Source organism: Microbulbifer mixtoriginis (SeqCode), from assembly GCF_052466695.1.
In genome coordinates this window covers 4,533,487-4,552,343 of the sequence record NZ_CP174285.1, presented here as the reverse complement: position 1 = coordinate 4,552,343, position 18,857 = coordinate 4,533,487, and the positions used below count along the sequence as shown (strand labels likewise).

Below are 18,857 nucleotides of genomic sequence, written 5' to 3'. Positions count from 1 at the left end.
AGCGAGCGTTTTTAAGAGATTTCTGTTATATCCTACTCTTCTTCCTTGTAAATGCTCCACATTAGCGTAGTACTATTGCTGCAGTCCCCTTTTGAAAGAGCAGGGGCAGTAGTAGTACTCACCGTTTCTGTTAGCAGGCAGTCACCCGTGGCTCTATTTCTAATGCGAAAATGGTTGACACCAGAAAGATCGTATGGTCCGAGGAAATCCCAGGTGGTAGAGTCACTCGGTTCACTGCTCGGAACTAAGCTCTTATAGCTATCGCCAGCCGTGTCACTGTCTTCGATATACTTGTCATTATTGATATCATAGATCATGTACCCGCCATTATATTTTACGAGTGCCATATCTGCCAAACTACAAACAGTATTGAAATATGCAGTATGACCCGTACCCGAATTGGTCGTATATCTTCTACCCAAACATCTGCTTATAGACAAATTATCTTCTAAATAAATTCTCTCCGCATTTGATGAGTTTGGCAAGTCTACAATATCAAATGCAAAAAATTCACTCAGTGCTGGATCAAGCTCACATCCAGTAGCAACAAGGCTTCCATTTACATAGTCAAGACACTTGTTAGTATCAACATTTCTTAAGCGAAAAATTCCGTCACTATTCCAATCTGCTATGTCCCAGGTTGCAACATCTCCAAGCCCACTGAGAAATGATATACCGCTATCTCCTTTATCTTTCATATTCTTTCCATCTCGTACCACGCGATATCCGCCGTTATAGGGAAGGATTTGATAGACGACTGAATCAACTTCGCAGCTTACTGCGGCGTTACCACTGCCAATGCACGTATTCTCACCAGTATGTCGCATACTCACCCAGGAGTGAGTATCGGGAATATCGACTCCGTCAATTTCCCAGACATTACTAGCTATTTCATCGCAATCAGTGGCTGTGAGATTGCTTTTTTCATCAAGAGCTAAACACCTTCCCGTGCTTGCATTAATAAAATTCGGTGCGATATCAAGCCCCCAAACACCTTCATAATCTGCAATCCACTTGGAGTCCAGCCCTTCGCCAGAGCGAATAACAAAACCATCTGAGTCTTCCCCTTTATCTTTAAAGTTTCTGTTATCCGATATACGAGTAATCTTATATCCATCTTCAAAAGGACGGAACATAAAGTGATTTTGACTTATATCACAAATGTATGTTGCTTTTGCATCTGAACCAACACATAAATCTGTATCTATATGTTTTAGTCTTACGCCATTATAAGTTGGCACTCCAAAAGTCTCATAGAGTGGTAGTGTATCTTCATCAAGTTGAGCCACCCCCTCTGGCATGGTGTGACTATACCAATCCCATGAATCGACAACCGCCGCCAGATTACGAAATATATGATTTCTTTCTGCTTCAGAAGAAAAGTTTGCATTTTCAGCAAATACTCCATCAGGTGTAATCCTTTCTATATGATGTTCTCTTGCCCCCTCACATAAACTCGAACCGATGGCATCATAAGAATAGCTATAATAATTATCTATAAATTTATGATTATTATCACACTCGGTTAACATCAGCTCTCTATAGGCACCTAACTCAGAGTTATATATATCAATAGCTACTGAAATCATACCTGGTGTTTTTGTGCTTTCAGCAATAAATATGCCTAGCTTTTCTAAGACCAATTTATATGAATCAAATTCATCACCGGCCACTCTATCAAATGTTAAGAAGGTATTATACCCTGCATCACAATTTGCCACTGAACCCTCTGGAGTAGTTAAATAATTATCGAGCGGCTCAGAATCATTATACTTTATTGTTTTCAATAACTCTGGATCAACCAACTCATTACTAGAAATATCATTCCAGGTTGGATAAACTTCTTGATTAAAGCAGAATCGATTAAATTCTCTTCTATGTAGGAGTTCCATTTGGATTATAGAAACAAATGCAGGCGCGACATTGTAAACTAAAGAGTCATATTTGGCCTTGGTTACTACAGGGTTTTCTTCATACACTTCATCTAGTGTGTTTTTTATAGTCGTCCCAAGTTTTACTGCCAGTTCTTGGTATTCGTCTGCAATTTCATCATGGTAATACAAGTTTCCTAAATCAATAATTTCCGATTTTGATCTTGATAAAATGGAATTTAATTCCACTAGATCAGCTTCGACAAAGGCCGATTCCAAGTCGGAGATTCTGTTATTAAATTGCTGCAGACAACCAACAAGCTCTGGATCTGCTCCGTCTGTGCCCTCTGTAACAAAACCACCGGTAACTGAATCGTAGATTATTGGGTACAAGCCTGCTAAAACTGAGTACCCAGAAGATCCTAGTGCTAAACTAATTACATTATTCGCAACAGCCATACCTATAGCCTCACCATCAAGCTTCACAGCTGAAGTAGGTTCCCTGGTAGCGTAGTCATAACAGGCTCCTGTTAACTCGGCTGCACTGGCCCCTTGATAAGAAACCGCCAAAGCAACGCCAGCACATATGCCAACCCTTTTTATGATCTTCATTTATCCTTTTCCTAGCGAATAATTTTTAATTAAAAATACCTAACCATTAGTGGCGCATTAAAATTACTCAATAGAAAACACTAAAAGTAGATCCAGTTTTAAAAAAAGTATGGTGCCAGAAGATATTAAATAATCATCGTGTATACATCTCAAATTTAGATACTAAATTATTCATGCTATATAATCTTAATTATTACATTTTCATTACAACCTATAATTAATACACCTACCGTCAAAAACTTTAAATGGCAAAAAACACCTTGAAATATTATTTATATCATGAACGAGCTTTAAACTATCATTCTCAACACTTCATTTTAAATAATTCAAAAGCTATAGCTCTCAATATAAACTAGGCTATCACTATAAGTAGCATTAGCAAAGGTATTAGAATTGGCAAATCCCCGCCCCATGCTCATAGGTCATACATGCTGGTAATTGCAATAAAGATCAATTGTTCATAGCTATATAATTTATCACAACCATTCTCTATCTTGTGATATGAATTTTTACATTACAAATACTACGAATCCCACTCCTGGGAATTTTGAGGTAGATAAGCCAGATCTCTCTGACCAAAGAAAGGTCCAGTTTAGAAAAAACTATGGTACCAGTACCTGAAAGTTAGCTGAAGATGGTAAGCTTAAAGAATAAAATTATGATAACAAACTAAAACCCTATTAACATTAAGGAATTGTGAATATAAACCCACCTCACATTAACCATTTCTCGCTTGCAAATTACTAAAAATCTTACTATTAAAAATGATTACCTCCTTGCCGAAAAATATTCTACAAAAGAAAAAAAAACAGTTAATTGAATATAGATTTTGTTATGCTTTTCACAAAATGAATTAGATGAGCATACAGCTATTGACAACCACTATTTTCTATAAAGTTTTCTGAAGTTTAATGGTACCACCGGTGAGTGCCCCAGATTTTTCTGATTTAATTCTTAATCGAAATCAACCTCTTCAAAAACAGCTCTATAAAGCGTTAATCGATTGGATAACTAATGGTCGATTAGCAGCGGGAGTCAAGTTGCCCTCTTCAAGAAGGATGTCTGAATGTTTAAAAATCAGTCGCAATACCGTCACTCAAGTTATAGAGCAATTAAAGAATGAAGGATTCCTTTTCAGCAAAGCCGGTAAAGGTGTTTTTGTATCTTATCACCTACCTTATTGTGTGAAAAATATCAATAAAGTTAGCTTTCTTATTGAAAATGAACAAACTCTAAGTGATCTTCCAGAATTATCTCAATATAGTAAAATATTAAAATCTCAGCCTCCTCTTATATCGCGCTGGCCTTCAAGTCTTCCGTTTGCACCGGGCGTTCCAGATTTAAGGGCTTTCCCTTTTTCTATTTGGAATAAGATATATCGACGGCATCAAGATAGGATCTCAATTAGTGGGTATGGCGACCCGATCGGATACTTACCTTTAAGAGAAAATCTTGCCGAGTATTTGCTTTTATCTCGAGGTGTTCGCTGCAACCCAGAACAAATTATTATTACAAACGGAAGGCAGGAAGCATTAAATATCTGCGCTCAAACTATTTTAGATTATGATGATTCTGTCCTTATGGAGGATCCAGGTTATAGAGGAGCAAGGATTGCTTTTGGTTCAATGAACGCTAAAATAAACCTGATCGGATTAAATGACAACCACCTAGATGTTAATAGAGTACTAGAAGATAATCAAAAAGCTAAAATTCTCTACACCAGCCCAACACATCAGCATCCCATGGGAGGAGTTATTCCACTTTACGGAAGAGAACAACTACTAGATTGGGCGGAACAGACTAAGTGCTGGATATTAGAAGATGAATCTAATAGCGTATTTTCATTTGGAGAAAAACCACTAGCAGCCTTGCAAGGTATGCGTAAGAATAGTCCAGTTATATTTATCGGAAGTTTTAATAGAATTTTAATACCCAGCTTACGTTTAGGCTATCTTGTAGCGCCTAAACCCGTTGTCTCTGCCTTCATCAACACTAAATCTATACTTTCAGGTCCATCAACATTACTCTATCAAGCAGTATTAGCTGATTTTATTGCCGAAGGACACTTTGTTAGACATGTACGTAAAATGCAAAAACATTACCAGGGCAAGTGGAGACATTTTTGTGAGTTAATCATAGCTGTGCTTGAACCAAGCGTAAAGTTAATCAAAAGCAGTGCTTCTATGTATGTAGTTATTAGCACTCCAAAATTTAATGATATAAAACTTGCACAAAAAATTAACCAGAGGGGTTATGGATGTACAGCACTTTCCCTATCTTACGCAAATAAACCGGCCAAATCGGGATTAATTATTGGCTGTGTAAATACAACACAGGTTCAGCGGGAACAATTTGTGGAGTATTTAAAATATCTGCTAATGGACAAGGATAATTCCTTATAATATAAATTACACCTTGCTAATTCCTTTTCCCAACCTCCACTTAGACTGTACCTATGCTGGATAGGTATAGTCTAAGGCTACCTTACCATTAAGATATCTAACAATAAATATTCGATATATTCCGCCCCAAACAAGCTTGGAATAAACTTTATGATCATAAAAATCTTGGGATACTATTAGTTCGCAGCAATAATTTAAATATGCTTTTCACCACTGATTTGGCACCGAGCTCCCCTAAAAAAAAGAAGTGTCCCCCGGGAAGGGATATTGAAAAGTGGCTACCAGAGCATTCAACCAGTTCTTGAAGACGCTCCCACTGAGCAGGAGAGAGACCCTTTAATGCATTAGTCCCAAGTACCCTCTTAATGAGCACTCTATTTCTAATAAACGCCCAGTTAGAGATATTCAGTAATACGTTTTCCGCATCAGATATCGAATCACCATGAATAACTACAGGAAAAGGATAATCGTCGTAATTGAAAGTGTTCGCGGACCTAAGGCTCCATTCTAAGTCTTCCACAAACTGGCCATTCTTATACATCAGGCCCGTGCCAATCAATCCCACAGGGGTGGCCCCCAGGATCCTCTGCCGATAAATATCTTTTGGGAGAATACTATGGCCGTTATAGGTACTTTGATCTTCCAGTGCCTGAAAAAACCAGGGGTATAAGCTCTCCCGGTTTGCCAGCCCTTCTGGTGTCATAGCGATATTTTCAGCATTTGCTTTTGGCAAGAAGCCTGGAACAGCGGGATCCCCCGACATGGCAACAAACATCACTATTGAGAAGCTCTTACCAATCGCTTCCCTCCCAAGAGCTCCGGCAATCTTGCATCCCATACTCCAGCCACAAACGATTACCTCACGTTGTAAGTTATTCTCAGTGACAATCTTGTCAATTACTTCCGCGACCTGCTTACCCCAGTCTGCGATGGTGAAATTGGGATAATATCCCTCAAAGGCCTTATTGGCGATGGGGAAGGATATAGCAAGGAAGGGGTGGCCTGAACAATGTACCCAATAACTGATAAAGTCTTCTTCTCTGGCCTCAGGGCAGCCATAAAAGATACGTGCCAAGTGAGAGTTACCCGGCACAAATACCATTAGAGGTTTGGACTTATCTGCAGCTATATAGCGATAAAGAACGGGGAATCCTGCTGCAGTGCTCATTACCTCCCCTTCTTGCAACCTGCCAGATTCGGTGTTCCCCATGCCGTTTACCACATCTGAATTATCCTAGTCAGCAGACTTATTCGCTTAAGGGCACCTCTATTTAAGAGATCAAAAAACACCCCAAACTCTTCAGCTCTTGCTCTTACCTTTTCCTTTACCCCAAACTTCCTCAAGCCGCTGATCCCGCCCGCAGCGAAAGCGGTAGTATTTATAGCGTAGGGGATTGCGCTGATAATAATCCTGGTGGTAAGCCTCTGCCGGATAGAAAGTAGCGGCAGGCTTTATCTGGGTGACAACTTTCTTACCCAGCTCGGCCTCTACTTTCTTCTTACTCTCTTCGGCCAGCTTCTTCTCTTCTTCATTACCGTAAAAGATCTCAGCACGGTACTGGTCGCCCCGGTCACAAAACTGGCCACCGGCATCAAAGGGGTCCACGTTGTGCCAAAAAATATTGAGTAACTCGGAATAACTCACTTTATTTGCATCATATTTAACTTGCACCACCTCGGCATGGCCGGTGCCACCAGCAGAGACCTGATCATAGGAGGGGTTCTTTACATGACCACCGCTGTAACCTGAGGTGGTTTCCAGCACGCCATTCACTTTGTCATACGGCGGTTCCATACACCAGAAACAGCCTCCAGCAAAAATAGCGGTTCGTATATCAGGAGAATCCTGGGCATATCCGAGGGTGGCAGCCAGAAGAATAAACAGAGTAAAAATACCGCGCATAACGAATTCCTATGGAATGTTCTATTGATGGTTACTCTTCTGTCGACTCATAGAGGGAAACTCTTACAGTGTGACACTACCCTGGCAAGCACGCAGGAAAATATCGCGATATTTCACTGCACTAAACGACATAGGATTACTGGCTGCCGAGGGATCTGCCGCAGCCATATGAGCAATTCTATCGGCGTCTTCGGCTTTGATACCGATTTCAACCAGGGTGTGGGGAATATTTAATTGCTGACGCAGACCGAGAATCCAATTCAGCACGGCATCGAAACCGCTCTCGAACCTATCTTTGCCGGTCAATTGCAGTGAGAGGGCCAACTGCCCCATGGGAACCTCTATAGCAGGCCGGTTGGCTACAAGCACATAGGGCATCAATATGGCGTTGAGTAAACCGTGGTGCTTGTCATATAGGGCACCGAGCGGATGTGCCAGGGCATGAATAGCTCCCAAGCCACGCTGAAATGCGGTGGCTCCCATACAGGAGGCTACCAACATCTGTTGGCGGGCTTTCAACTCAGTGCCAATCATGTAAGCACGGGGCAGATAGTTCTTAATCAGACGCATCCCCTGTAGTGCGATGCCCTCTGCCATGGGGTGGTAAATGGGGGAATAATAAGCTTCCAGGTTATGCGAGAGTGCATCCATGCCTGTGGCTGCAGTAATCTGGGGGGGAAGATCCAGAGTCAGCTCGGCATCCAGTATGACGATATCCGGCAATAGTTTGGGGTGAAATATCAGGCGTTTTACCTTCGCCTGCTCATCGGTTATGACCGCCACCCGCCCGACTTCCGAGCCAGTGCCCGCGGTTGTAGGCACGGCAATTACTGGAAGCATACCGTCAGGGTCAACCCGCTTATAGTTATCGCCAATATCTTCAAAATCCCAAATGGGACGACGCTGCCCGGCCATTAGGGCAATCGCCTTACCGGCATCTATGGCTGAACCACCACCGAAGGCGATTACGCCGTCGCAATTTTTATCTCGTAACAGCTCGACACCACTGTCAATATTCTCACCGTTGGGATTCCCCTTGATTGAGGAGAAAATCTCCACCTCCAAGCCATATTCCTTACAAGGCGCCAATGCGCGTTGAAGCAGTGGTATGCCTGCAATACCGGGATCCGTTACCAGTAAGGGGTGCTGCATATTGAGATCAGAGCAGGCTTTGGCAAGATCTGATATCCGGCCGGGACCAACCCAAATATTGGTAGGAAAATTCCAGTTTACCCGGTATTTATCCACATTATCCTCTCTGCCTTTACCGCCTAACCATTTAAAATTTCTAGTTATCCATAGTCTCTATGCGTTTAACCGATAGGATAAGGTTAAAAACAAACTTCTGTTTATGACCTCACCGCTATCTGGATATCCCACCTGTAAAAGCTCGGGGTTATTATCCATAGGCCAAACTACAGCTGAAAAAAGCGCGATTGTCATTTTAGTAATTGGACCTATAAAACCAGCAGAAGCATCATTAATCGACTACATCTTCGAAGGGCTCGATAGATTCAACTAACTTAATCACTGGAGTAAAATCCACTGAATGACAGTCACCTTGATAGGACGCAATCAGTAGATCGCTCCCATCCCCCAAAAACCAATTTGCCGAACACTTTTCTTCCGATGTAAAAGTGACAAAGTAACCTGAATATTTGCCAATCTGTACCGAAGAAACTGGATGCTCCGATGGGTGCATTTTTAAGAACACACTGGGGTCTCCTCCATTAACCAGCAACCCTTTCCTCAGAAAAAACCCCATCACATTGCCTGTATCATTCTGGCAAAATTCTATTCCCACATAGTCATTATATTCTCTGCGTATCGACCAACCATCAGGGACCTCTAGAGCAATATCTCTATAAACATAGGACTCCGCGTTTAGCACTAGGGGATAAGTTAAGAACACACCATAAATACAACAAGCAATCCACCTCACAACATTTCCCTCTTTACTGGTTTACTAGCCCCCAACTTTAAAGTGAAATGATTTGGGCCTGGTTAGCTGCTCAAACCCGACTCTGGACAAAGTACACCCCCTGCCAGATTGTTTAACGCCGCTCCAGGCCAATTCCGGGTCTAAATAGTCGCAGCGATTGAGAAACACTGTGCCCACTCGCAAGTGATCGCCAATTGCCAGGGCAGTTTCTTCATCTTGTGAAAAAATAGCTGCCGTCAAACCGAAAGGGCTGTTATTCATTAATTCTAGAGCCTCACCATCGTCATGGACTTTTTGCACCCCCAAAACCGGGCCAAAAGATTCATCGCGCATTACCCGCATTTTTTGCCGCACACCAGTGAGTAATTGTGGTGCCATATACTGAGTACCGCGCCTGTCCATGGAAAATTTACTGCTGTGCAGGTGGGGCTGGGCGCCCTGGGCCACAGCTTCATCAATTTGAGTGCGCACTTTGTCGGCAGCCTCCGCATTGACTAACGGACCCAGGGTTGTTTGAGGATCATCGGGGCGCCCCAACTGGTAATCACCCACTAGTGCCACGGCGCGTTCGACAAATTCTTCAAATAGATTTTCCTGCACATAGGCACGCTCAATACCACAACAAGACTGACCGGAATTAAAAAAAGCACCATCCATTACAGCCTCTACCGCCAATTCAAGGTCCGCATCTTCACGCACATAAGCGGGGTCCTTACCACCCAGCTCCAGTCCCAACTGGATAAATCGGCCGGCAACAATACGCTCTATATTAGCCCCGGCATCCACAGAACCGGTAAAAGCAATATGCTGGATTTCTTCGGCACAGGCTAAACGTTGCGTATTGGAATGATTGAGGTGCAAATATTGAAATACTCCGTAGGGCAGACCCGCTTCCCTGAAAGCCTCCACCATACGCTCAGCGCACAAGGGCGTTTGTGCCGAGTGTTTTAATATGACCGCATTGCCAGCCAGCAAGGATGGCACCAGTGCATTTACCGCGGTTAAATAGGGGTAGTTCCAGGGGGCGATCACCAAGGAAACTCCCAGTGGTTCACGGCGTATAAAGCGGGAAAATCCTGGTTTAATTGGCAGATGGATATCTACAAGGGCCTCCTCTGCCAGATTTGCCATGGCCGTAGCGCGCTCTGCAAAGCCATCTATTTCCCCCGGTGCAAAACGAATAGGTCTGCCCATCATCCAACAGAGTTCCTCAGCCAGACGATGCCTGCGCTCGGTAAAAAACTCCACTGCACGATGGACAATGGCGATACGCTCCACCAGAGGGGTCAATCGCCAGGCTTTTTGTGAAGCTGCCGCCCTATCCAGGGCTACACGAATTTCAGCCTCGCCGGCCAGGGCCCGCTCCAGATATACACTGTTATCGACAGGGGAAATACAGCGCAAGTGGTGCATATTAAATATTCCTTATCCGCGGCTTATTTTGATTTCCTTACCATCCAAAAAATCACAAAAGCGGGCTTTTAAAAGGGCCATTTAAATAATTTCAAAATACCTATCCAGCTCCCAGTCAGTAACATGGCGACGATACTCGCGCTCCTCCCATTCCCGGCTGGCGGCGAAATGCTCAATAAATTCACTGCCGAATAATTCATGAGCCGTCTCAGAATTTTTTAGGCGCTGGGTGGCATCCCATAAAGTGGTAGGCAACGCCTGCTGTGCCTCTTGCGCTAGTGCATAGGCATTGCCCTCGATGGGCGTACTGGGCTGCCACTGCTGCATGATTCCGTAAAGGCCGGAGCCAAGGGCGGCGGCCAGCGCCAGATAGGGGTTGGCATCTGCAGCGCCCAGGCGGTATTCCACCCGCTGTGATTTTTCCCCGCCGGGGATGGCACGCAAGGCCGTGGTGCGATTTTCCACGCCCCAGTTCGCACCGGTAGGCGCCCAGAAACCTGGAACCAGGCGACGGTAGCTGTTGATAGTTGGCGCGAACAGAGCCAGGAATTCTGGCATCAGGCGCTGTTGGCCGGCGATAAAGTAACGCATGGTCTCACTGATTCCCTGGGGCTGAGAGCCATCGAAAAACGCGGCATTGCCGTTATTCAAATCGCGCAGCGATAAATGAATATGGCCACTCTGCCCGGGAAGATCGCTAGACCAGCGCGACATAAAAGTCGCCATCATGCCCATACGCTGGGCCAGCACTTTCATAAAGGTTTTAAACAGTGCGGCTTTATCCCCAGCAGCCTCGACCCTATCCACGGCGATTGCCGCTTCGAGAACCCCTGGGCCGGTTTCTGTATGAAGCCCCTCCAAAGGAAAGTCCATACACTCACCCATTTCGAGGATTTCCCGGTAGAGTTCGGCGTGAACCGAGTTGCGCAGCATTGAATAGCCAAACCAGTCCGGCGTGAAAGGCTTCAGATTGCGAAAGCCCTTTTCCCGTACCGACTCGGGTGTCTCATCAAATAAAAAGAACTCGTATTCCAAAGCCGCGAAGGGCTCAAATCCAATAGCCCGACAACGGTCTACCACCCGCTGCAGAGCCGCACGCGGACACACGACCTGAGCACGTTCATCAAACTCCGCCAGAAATAACAGCATATTGTCTTCAAAGGGAATATCGCGACAGCTGTGCGGCAGGATGCGCACCGGCGCGTCTGGGTAGCCCGTGTGCCAGCCGGTATAGCGGGTATTGTCATAGAGCTGGTCTTTAACATCCCAGCCCAGCACCACATCACAGAAGGAAAACCCCTGCTCCAGGGCAGAGAAGAATTTTTCACGGCTCATATATTTGCCGCGCATGACCCCATCCAAATCAAACAGGCCCACTTTCACATGACTGAGACCGCGCCCCTCAACGATGGCACGAGCCTCCTGAACGGTTTTTACCTCCCGCGCTTTGATCATGGCCATCCCTGCCCATTGTTGTTATCAATGTCCTACAGGATAGACCCGCCAGCCGAGCCTTGACGCCCCATATTTCCTTTAAGGGCGTGACTTTCAGCCGTGCCGAACTGCATATATAATCCGCGCTCCAAATTTTTCGTTTTACCCAGTTCAGGACCAGCAATGAGCTTCGACAAGATCCCCGCAGGTAAGGACCTGCCCAGCGATATCAACGTAATCATCGAGATCCCTGCCAACTCCGACCCCATCAAATATGAGGTGGACAAGGACTCAGACGCCGTATTTGTGGATCGTTTCGTTGCCACTCCCATGTTCTACCCAGCCAACTACGGTTATGTACCCCAGACTCTGTCCGAAGACGGCGACCCCCTGGACGTACTGGTAGTGGCACCCTACCCGGTAATGGTTGGCTCCGTAATCCGCTCTCGCGTGATCGGCGTTCTGAAAATGACCGACGAATCCGGTGTTGACGCCAAGCTGCTGGCGGTACCTCACACCAAGCTGACCAAGCTGTACGATCACGTTCAGGAAATTGGCGACCTGCCCGAGCTGCTGCTCAAGCAGATCGAACACTACTTCGAGAACTACAAGGCTCTGGAAGCCGGCAAGTGGGTGAAAGTGGAAGGCTGGGCCGACGCTGAAGAAGCGCGCAAAGAAGTGCTTTCCTCTCGCGAGCGCTACCTGAAAGAAGAAGGCTAATCACAGCTTCTCTTAAGCCCGGCACGATTTTGTATTGGCCGGGCTGACAGGCATAAAAAAACCGGCATCTAGCCGGTTTTTTTATGCCTGGGCGCTGTAATCAACGCGAATCGCAGAAGATCTAATTGAGATCCCATTGGGGAATATTGACTGGTGCAGCAACTGTTTCGGCCCGCTCGCTCTCATCCAGTAACAACCCCTCCGCCGCGCGCAGGCTGATATGTTCGGTGGGCACCTGCACCTCCGCTATCGACTCGCGTTCGTGGTCCTTAATCAGATTGCCCTCCATTGGCGCGAGCGTCCAGTTTGGAACGCGAGGGCCCTCTGGCTGAGGTGTTTGACTCGGTTCGGGCACCGGAGGGACGTCTTCAGGGCCACCCTCGCTTTTCAGATTGACCTGAGCCCCAACCTTGGCCAGGGTCGCTTGAAATTGCTCCGCCTGGGCGCGACTCAACCCCTTGCGCAGCACCAGCGGTCGACCACTAAACAGTTTTTCCACTGCCTGCGGGCTGCTCTTAAACAAGCGCGCCAAATTGGCCTTCACATCACCGGCAGTAAACCCGGCAATCAGGTCGCCGCGGAAAATCAGGCTATAGGTGGCTTGGGTCATCACTCAATCCCTATGTGTAATGCTGGTTGGATAATACTTGCTGCAGCCAGTTTATTCTTCGGAATCCAGGGTTTGATCCATGGTAAAGGCGGGGGCCTTTTCTATCCGGCCACCGACTTGACGCGCGGGGACACCGGCCACTGTGGTGTGGTCGGGGACGTCCTGTAGAACCAGGCTACCCGCAGCAATCTTCACATCCTCACCCACCCGCACAGGCCCCAATATCTTGGCGCCGGCACCGATCATAACCCCATGACCAATCTTCGGGTGGCGATCCCCGGAACCGCGACCGCTGCCGCCCAGAGTCACTGAGTGCAAAATAGAGACGTTGTCGCCCACCACCGAGGTCTCTCCCACGACCAGGCCCGTAGCGTGGTCAATCATAATGCCGCTACCAAATTGAGCTGCGGGATGGATGTCCACAGAAAACTGTTCCGACACACGGCTCTGGAAGTACAGCGCGAGCGTCGTGCGGCCCTGCTTCCACAGCCAGTGGGCAATTCGGTGCGACTGCAGTGCATGAAAGCCCTTGAAGTAGAGAAAGGGGGTGAGGTACTGATCACAGGCTGGATCGCGATCGTACCAGGCACAGATATCCGCCAGCATACTGCGGGATATCCCTGTATCTGCTTGTAAGGCCGAAGCGATCACCTCCTGCAAAGCGGTGGAGGTGAGTGCATTGTGATCCAGGACTGAGGCTAACTGGTCGGCGATTGCGTGCTCCGCCGACTTGTGGCGCAGCACCGTATTGTGAAAATAACTCGCCAGAATCGGTTCATCCCTGGCGGCTGCGGCAGCCTCTGCGCGCATAGCACTCCATACGTCTCTGGGCTCAGTTTGGCTGTCGATATTCAGTTCCTCACCTGTCGTACTCATTTTCCCGGCGCTTTCCTAATGTATTTGATTTGTCTCACACAACTTTGCGCCATTGGGCCCGCGCAGCTTCGCAGGAATACCAGGGCCTTTCAAGCGCCATCCGGCGGTGAAAATAAAGCGTACCGATTTACGTAGATTTTGCTCAGAGCGGCATATCTGTCGGATAACAGTGATCCGGAATCCATACAAAGCGCGTATAGATTTGCTCCAGCTGCTCGCAAACCGTGTCACACAGCGCCAAGTCGCAGGAGCGCAACTGCGCCTCCAGGCGTTCGGGTGTCAACAGGTGCTGTAGCTCCAGGGCTCGCGGTGCATAACTCAAATGCCAGCGCTCCGGTGCAACGCCACCGAGATCTTCGGCATAGGGACGAAACAGGCCGTAACTTTGCCCCGCGGCTATACGCTGATCCAGCCATTGGTGAAAAGCGCCGAAAACCCCATCATCGGCCACTTCCTGTGGGGTTAGCTGTACCTGGTAATCCTCGGCCACAGCGGCGGCATCGATAATATCGAAGTCAGTACCCCAATGATGGCGCGAGGCACCGGGCAGTGCCGACCAACGCAGTATGGCCAGCACTAACTCCTGCGGTGGCAGCTCAGAGACTTCAAGCTCTTCGCCATCGGTGTTCAGCACTGGACGCAGACCTTGTGCCTTGTTATTCCAGATGGTGCGCTGGCGCTCAAAGCTGCGAAAACCTGAGACCACCTTGGGGTCAAAACCGGCATCTCGCGCATCGCGCCTCAGGCGCTGAAATGCCACCAGTGCCTCAGGGTGCAGCAGCTGTCCTGAGGGTGGATCGAGGATAACGTGCATATCGGTTAGCCCGAAGAGCATACTCTTAAGCGGTGTGGATAACATTTGGCTCCTATAGACAGGCGATTTTCAAAAGGCGGGCTAAAGTGAGTAAACCCCCAGCTATTACTCTACCAAAGAGCGGCATGGAATAAGTGGCCAATGGAAATGCTAGGCAAAGTAATAGGCGCTGTCTTAGGCCATGCGGCGGTTATCTTTGTTGGCAGCTTGCTAATTTATGTTAAGTTCAGCCCCGCGATTGGGGATTGATCGTGACTACTGGACGGAAAACCTTGCAGGGAAAACTGAATGCACCCAAGTCAATCAGAACTACTTAAGCTGAAAAATTTGGGGCTCGCCTCCGTTAACATCCTTCACTCCATTGGTATTCGCACCTACGAAGACCTCCACCGTATTGGCCCGGTTGAGGCCTTTATTAGTATTCGCAACCGCGGGATCAACGCCTCGCGCGTCATGCTTTATGCACTGCAAGGTGCTCTACTTGATGTGCACTGGAACGATCTGGACCCAGATCTTAAACAGCAATTGGTCACTGAAGCCGACCGCCTGCTGGCTACACAGAACTCAAACTAAAGCCTGTCACCAACAATTTTAGAAAGGGAAAAGCTACGCTGGGGCCCTTGCGCATCTGAGTGCCTGCGCAAGATGTACCAAGACGTTCGCACAGGCCCTTAATGCCTTACCCCATGCTACGGCTACGCAATAACTCGAGCTTTTGTCACACAAACCACCACAACCTATCTAAACTTGTCTAAGGGCAAAGAGACGGAGAGAGCCGATGTTGCGCATTGGGCTATTCCTGCTGACCAACCTTGCGGTATTAGTTCTGGTTGGCATCATCTTCAATATTTTTGGCATCGGGGGCATCCTTCAGGCCAACGGGGTCGACCTGAATCTGGGGGCACTGTTACTCCTCTGCGCTCTTTTTGGGTTTGGTGGTTCGTTTATATCCCTGTTTCTCTCCAAGACCATCGCCCGCATGAGTACCCGCACCCAGATTATCACCGAGCCGCGCAGCGCCGATGAGCAATGGCTGGTGGAGACTGTGCGGGAGCTTTCGCGCAAGGCCAATATCGGTATGCCGGATGTGGGTATTTTTCCCATGCCCCAGGCCAACGCCTTTGCCACCGGCTGGAATCGCAACAATGCCCTGGTCTCTGTAAGCGCCGGATTACTGCAGCGCTTCAGCCGCGAAGAGGCCCGTGCGGTGATCGGCCATGAGATCGGTCACGTGGCCAACGGCGATATGGTAACTCTGGCGTTGATTCAGGGAGTGGTGAATACCTTTGTGATGTTCTTCGCACGGCTGGTCGGTTTCTTTGTCGACCGGGTGATACTGCGCAATGAGCAAGGCCTTGGCATCGGCTATTACGTTACCTCTATCGTGATGGATATAATTTTTGGCTTCCTCGCCATGTTTATCATCGCTTGGTTCAGCCGCCGTCGGGAGTATCGCGCAGACCACGCCGGCGCCACCCTCGCCAGTCCCAATTCAATGATCGCCGCACTGCAACGGCTCAAAGTGGAATCTGAACGGGGTCACGAGGAGCCGCTGCCGGGCAATATGAAAGCCTTCGGTATTTTCGGCAATATGGGCGCACTATTAGCCACCCATCCGCCCTTGGATGATCGTATCCTGGCCCTACAGAACTTCCGTAAGTAATACCCTGATTGCTGTTGGCACGTTTTAGGGGCAGGTTTTAATTCTTTGCCGCGCCCCCATCTTCACTCCCTCACAACGAGCAAAGTAAACTTTTCATTAAAGTGCTAAAGCGAAGACAGCGACCATGACACCGCTTAAAACTCTGCCCATTATTCTGTCGATCCTTTTATTCATTCTCAGTGCTCCCCTGTACGCAGAGGTACAGGAGTTCGCCACAGATGATGAACGCAACACCATGCAGGTGTTTAATTTTGCCAGCCCCTCTGTGGTGTATGTCACCAATGAAACCCTGGTTCGCGATCGCAGAACCCTGCGCCTGCACGCAGTACCCAAAGGCGCCGGCAGTGGATTTATCTGGGATGAACAGGGTCACGTTGTGACCAATTTCCATGTCATCGAGGGCGCGCGTAAAGTCACAATCACCCTGCAGGACCGCAGTGAGTGGCCCGCCACTGTAGTGGGTTCCGCTCCAGAAAAAGATCTGGCGGTGTTGAAAATCGAGGCTCCGAAAAAATTACTTAAACCACTGGTTGCCGGTACTTCCAGTGAACTCTCTGTGGGCCGAAAAGTACTCGCCATCGGCAACCCCTTTGGCCTCGATACCACCCTAACCACCGGGGTGGTCAGCGCGTTGGGGCGTGAAATCGAGGCCGCCAACAACCGCACCATTCGCAATGTGATTCAAACCGATGCCGCCATTAATCCCGGCAACTCTGGCGGTCCCCTGCTCGATTCCCTCGGCCGTCTGATCGGGGTAAATACCGCCATCTATAGCCCCAGCGGTGCCAGTGTGGGCATCGGTTTTGCTATTCCTGTGGATACTGTAAAGAAAATAGTGCCGCAACTGATTAACTACGGCCGCCTGGTGCGACCGATTCTCGGCATTGAATCCGCACCGGATCAGTGGAGCAGCCGCTACGGTTTTGAAGGTGTGGCGGTGCTGCGCACAGCCCCTGGTATGCCGGCGGAAAAAGCCGGGTTGCAAGGCATTTATCGCACACGCCAAGGGGGCTGGCAGCTCGGAGACGTTATCGTGGAAGTCGAGCAGCAACCCGTCCGCAGCTACGACGACCTGCTCAACGCACTGGAGAAGTACCGCGCCGGCGACCAGATCACTTTGGGGATAATGCGCAACGGGACAATCCGCTACACCTCGATTACACTCGCGGCGCCCCAATAACTCGGGGCAGAATCTGGCGCAGCTTCTCCAAATCAACCTATCTGGAGAGAAGGCGCCACAATAACGAATAAATAATTGCGCCTAAGGCCGACCAGTTATGCAGAAATACTTCCTGTGCCGTTACGAGGAATTAGCGGAAGGGCAATCCAAGGGCTTCTCCCTCGGTGACACCGCCGCCGGCACCGACAATGTGTTTGCGGTAATGAAAGGGGGCGAGGTTTTCGCCTATAAAAACACCTGCCCCCATCGCGGCATCAATCTCGACTGGCAGGAAGACCAGTTCCTCGATCCCGATGGCGCACTGATCCAATGCGCCTCCCATGGGGCGCTGTTCACCATTGAAACCGGCGAGTGTATTGCCGGGCCCTGCACCGGCGATTCACTGACTCCCATACCCGTCGAATACGCCCAAGACGGCCTCTACGCCCTGCTGCCTGAATAAGATTTTACTGGCTGGGTGGCCCCCACCCGACCAGTTACTCTAAATTCCCTCAGCGAAACGGCAGAGCTTCGCCTAAAACGATTTCATCGGCGCTCATCCGCGCCCGGTAAGCGAGCACCTGCACACCGGCTGAGACAGCACTGTCGAGAGCTTTAGCATAAGCCGGGTCGATTTCTCGCGCTGCCTCTACGCTATCTATGCCACTGTGCTGTACACAGTAAAAAAGCACTGCACGCACACCACTCTCAGCCAATTTCTGTAACTCACGCAGGTGCTTAGCACCGCGAGCACTCACCGCATCGGGAAAATAACCCCGCGCACCATCCGCCAGGGTGACATTCTTAACCTCCACATAGCAGTCGCCAGCATCGCCAGACAACAGAAAATCGATGCGGCTGTTTTCTTCACCATAACGCACTTCCCGACGCAGGGATTCATACCCTTGCAACTCACTAACCACACCGGAATTTATTGCCTCTTCCACCAGGGCATTCGCGCGCCCAGTATTAACGCCGGCCAGAGATCCATCCGGTGTTGTACAAATTTCCAGCGTGTGACGGTACTTGCGCTTGGGATTGCCCGAGTCCGAATACCAGCAGGCTCCGCCTTCGATCCAGCAATTTTTCATAGAACCGGTATTTGGGCAGTGGATGGTAAATTTCTCGCCATCAGCCGTCTCCACATCAGCGAGGAAACGTTTGTAGCGACGCAACAGGGTGGCCTTTTGTAACTCAGGGGAAAACTTCACTGGCTGGCACTCTTGTACATTTCAGCGCCACAAAATAGCAGACAACTATTTGTGGCGCGAATCGCGCAGATTTGATAGCTTCCTCGCTCTCGGTCGCCGGGGTACCGGCAATCGGGGCAAGGATTAGCCTGCCACCGCAACTGATTTGATAGGTGAAAAAAGCATCACCCAAAAAGATTCCGGTCTAGGCTAGATTGAATTTGGTGGTATCGCCCCCATTATCGGGG

General features: G+C 48.4%; 17 protein-coding genes. 6 read left to right on the top strand and 11 right to left on the bottom strand.

Translation table 11 applies throughout. The features are described 5' to 3' along the window. Nucleotides 1–32 precede the first annotated feature (32 nt). Entirely contained in the window at nucleotides 33–2,483 is a 2,451-nt protein-coding gene (locus ACJJI0_RS19925; protein WP_444883918.1) for a hypothetical protein, read from the bottom strand. A gap of 923 nt (nucleotides 2,484–3,406) precedes the next feature. Here ACJJI0_RS19925 and pdxR point away from each other — a divergent pair. Beyond that, nucleotides 3,407–4,885: a MocR-like pyridoxine biosynthesis transcription factor PdxR gene (pdxR, locus tag ACJJI0_RS19920; protein ID WP_444883917.1), complete on the top strand. Its 1,479-nt coding sequence runs from the start codon at nucleotides 3,407–3,409 to the stop codon at nucleotides 4,883–4,885. A gap of 154 nt (nucleotides 4,886–5,039) precedes the next feature. Here the strand turns inward: pdxR and ACJJI0_RS19915 are convergent, their stop codons facing one another. From ACJJI0_RS19915 to ACJJI0_RS19890, 6 genes are all read right to left on the bottom strand, one after another. Beyond that, nucleotides 5,040–6,053, bottom strand: a complete 1,014-nt coding sequence (locus tag ACJJI0_RS19915) for a hypothetical protein (protein WP_444883916.1) — start codon at nucleotides 6,051–6,053, stop codon at nucleotides 5,040–5,042. Nucleotides 6,054–6,185: 132 nt separating this feature from the next. Next, nucleotides 6,186–6,788 (bottom strand): peptide-methionine (S)-S-oxide reductase MsrA, encoded by a 603-nt coding sequence (gene msrA, locus ACJJI0_RS19910; protein WP_252083147.1) that lies wholly within the window; start codon nucleotides 6,786–6,788, stop codon nucleotides 6,186–6,188. A 63-nt stretch (nucleotides 6,789–6,851) separates the two neighbouring features. Beyond that, the gene (locus ACJJI0_RS19905) at nucleotides 6,852–8,036 is read right to left on the bottom strand and encodes an iron-containing alcohol dehydrogenase (protein ID WP_444883915.1); all 1,185 of its coding nucleotides are present in this window, start codon (nucleotides 8,034–8,036) and stop codon (nucleotides 6,852–6,854) included. A gap of 232 nt (nucleotides 8,037–8,268) precedes the next feature. Then, a complete protein-coding gene (locus ACJJI0_RS19900) occupies nucleotides 8,269–8,730 on the bottom strand; it encodes a hypothetical protein (RefSeq protein WP_444883914.1) in 462 nt (153 codons plus the stop codon). A 24-nt stretch (nucleotides 8,731–8,754) separates the two neighbouring features. Beyond that, nucleotides 8,755–10,143 carry an aldehyde dehydrogenase family protein gene (locus tag ACJJI0_RS19895; protein ID WP_444883913.1) on the bottom strand — a complete coding sequence of 463 codons (1,389 nt, stop codon included), beginning with the start codon at nucleotides 10,141–10,143 and terminating at the stop codon, nucleotides 8,755–8,757. 81 nt (nucleotides 10,144–10,224) lie between these two features. Further along, nucleotides 10,225–11,598, bottom strand: a complete 1,374-nt coding sequence (locus ACJJI0_RS19890; RefSeq protein WP_444883912.1) for a glutamine synthetase family protein — start codon at nucleotides 11,596–11,598, stop codon at nucleotides 10,225–10,227. A gap of 162 nt (nucleotides 11,599–11,760) precedes the next feature. Between ACJJI0_RS19890 and ppa the strand changes: the two genes are divergently transcribed. Continuing rightward, nucleotides 11,761–12,297: an inorganic diphosphatase gene (gene ppa, locus ACJJI0_RS19885; RefSeq protein ID WP_020412430.1), complete on the top strand. Its 537-nt coding sequence runs from the start codon at nucleotides 11,761–11,763 to the stop codon at nucleotides 12,295–12,297. 121 nt (nucleotides 12,298–12,418) lie between these two features. Here the strand turns inward: ppa and ACJJI0_RS19880 are convergent, their stop codons facing one another. The 3 genes from ACJJI0_RS19880 to ACJJI0_RS19870 form a co-directional block, all read right to left on the bottom strand. Continuing rightward, entirely contained in the window at nucleotides 12,419–12,907 is a 489-nt protein-coding gene (locus ACJJI0_RS19880) for a hypothetical protein (RefSeq protein WP_252083152.1), read from the bottom strand. A gap of 51 nt (nucleotides 12,908–12,958) precedes the next feature. Then, on the bottom strand, nucleotides 12,959–13,783 hold the full coding sequence (cysE, locus tag ACJJI0_RS19875; RefSeq protein WP_252083153.1) for a serine O-acetyltransferase: 825 nt from the start codon (nucleotides 13,781–13,783) through the stop codon (nucleotides 12,959–12,961). A 142-nt stretch (nucleotides 13,784–13,925) separates the two neighbouring features. Beyond that, nucleotides 13,926–14,642, bottom strand: coding sequence for a M15 family metallopeptidase (locus tag ACJJI0_RS19870; RefSeq protein WP_444883911.1), 717 nt, complete (start codon nucleotides 14,640–14,642; stop codon nucleotides 13,926–13,928). A gap of 243 nt (nucleotides 14,643–14,885) precedes the next feature. Here ACJJI0_RS19870 and ACJJI0_RS19865 point away from each other — a divergent pair, with 243 nt between their 5' ends. The 4 genes from ACJJI0_RS19865 to ACJJI0_RS19850 all read left to right on the top strand — a co-directional run bounded on the left by ACJJI0_RS19865 (nucleotide 14,886) and on the right by ACJJI0_RS19850 (nucleotide 17,882). Beyond that, a complete protein-coding gene (locus ACJJI0_RS19865; protein ID WP_252083155.1) occupies nucleotides 14,886–15,170 on the top strand; it encodes a TfoX/Sxy family protein in 285 nt (94 codons plus the stop codon). A gap of 205 nt (nucleotides 15,171–15,375) precedes the next feature. Next, on the top strand, nucleotides 15,376–16,260 hold the full coding sequence (gene htpX, locus ACJJI0_RS19860) for a protease HtpX (protein ID WP_252083156.1): 885 nt from the start codon (nucleotides 15,376–15,378) through the stop codon (nucleotides 16,258–16,260). A gap of 124 nt (nucleotides 16,261–16,384) precedes the next feature. Beyond that, nucleotides 16,385–17,440, top strand: coding sequence for a S1C family serine protease (locus ACJJI0_RS19855; protein WP_444883910.1), 1,056 nt, complete (start codon nucleotides 16,385–16,387; stop codon nucleotides 17,438–17,440). A 97-nt stretch (nucleotides 17,441–17,537) separates the two neighbouring features. After that, the gene (locus ACJJI0_RS19850; protein WP_252083158.1) at nucleotides 17,538–17,882 is read left to right on the top strand and encodes a Rieske (2Fe-2S) protein; all 345 of its coding nucleotides are present in this window, start codon (nucleotides 17,538–17,540) and stop codon (nucleotides 17,880–17,882) included. Between the two features lie 49 nt (nucleotides 17,883–17,931). On the opposite strand, the gene sfsA is transcribed toward ACJJI0_RS19850, so the two are convergent. Further along, entirely contained in the window at nucleotides 17,932–18,630 is a 699-nt protein-coding gene (sfsA, locus tag ACJJI0_RS19845) for a DNA/RNA nuclease SfsA (RefSeq protein ID WP_444883909.1), read from the bottom strand. Nucleotides 18,631–18,857 lie beyond the last annotated feature (227 nt).

Bases quoted from the DNA above. Each gene is read 5' to 3' on its own strand.
- ACJJI0_RS19895 (WP_444883913.1), bottom strand. From the start codon at position 10,143: ATGCACCACTTGCGCTGTATTTCCCCTGTCGATAACAGTGTATATCTG.
- htpX (WP_252083156.1), top strand. From the start codon at position 15,376: ATGTTGCGCATTGGGCTATTCCTGCTGACCAACCTTGCGGTATTAGTT.
- ACJJI0_RS19925 (WP_444883918.1), bottom strand. From the start codon at position 2,483: ATGAAGATCATAAAAAGGGTTGGCATATGTGCTGGCGTTGCTTTGGCG.
- ACJJI0_RS19855 (WP_444883910.1), top strand. From the start codon at position 16,385: ATGACACCGCTTAAAACTCTGCCCATTATTCTGTCGATCCTTTTATTC.
- msrA (WP_252083147.1), bottom strand. From the start codon at position 6,788: ATGCGCGGTATTTTTACTCTGTTTATTCTTCTGGCTGCCACCCTCGGA.
- ACJJI0_RS19870 (WP_444883911.1), bottom strand. From the start codon at position 14,642: ATGTTATCCACACCGCTTAAGAGTATGCTCTTCGGGCTAACCGATATG.
- ACJJI0_RS19880 (WP_252083152.1), bottom strand. From the start codon at position 12,907: ATGACCCAAGCCACCTATAGCCTGATTTTCCGCGGCGACCTGATTGCC.
- ACJJI0_RS19850 (WP_252083158.1), top strand. From the start codon at position 17,538: ATGCAGAAATACTTCCTGTGCCGTTACGAGGAATTAGCGGAAGGGCAA.
- ACJJI0_RS19865 (WP_252083155.1), top strand. From the start codon at position 14,886: ATGCACCCAAGTCAATCAGAACTACTTAAGCTGAAAAATTTGGGGCTC.
- ACJJI0_RS19890 (WP_444883912.1), bottom strand. From the start codon at position 11,598: ATGATCAAAGCGCGGGAGGTAAAAACCGTTCAGGAGGCTCGTGCCATC.
- cysE (WP_252083153.1), bottom strand. From the start codon at position 13,783: ATGAGTACGACAGGTGAGGAACTGAATATCGACAGCCAAACTGAGCCC.
- ppa (WP_020412430.1), top strand. From the start codon at position 11,761: ATGAGCTTCGACAAGATCCCCGCAGGTAAGGACCTGCCCAGCGATATC.
- ACJJI0_RS19915 (WP_444883916.1), bottom strand. From the start codon at position 6,053: ATGAGCACTGCAGCAGGATTCCCCGTTCTTTATCGCTATATAGCTGCA.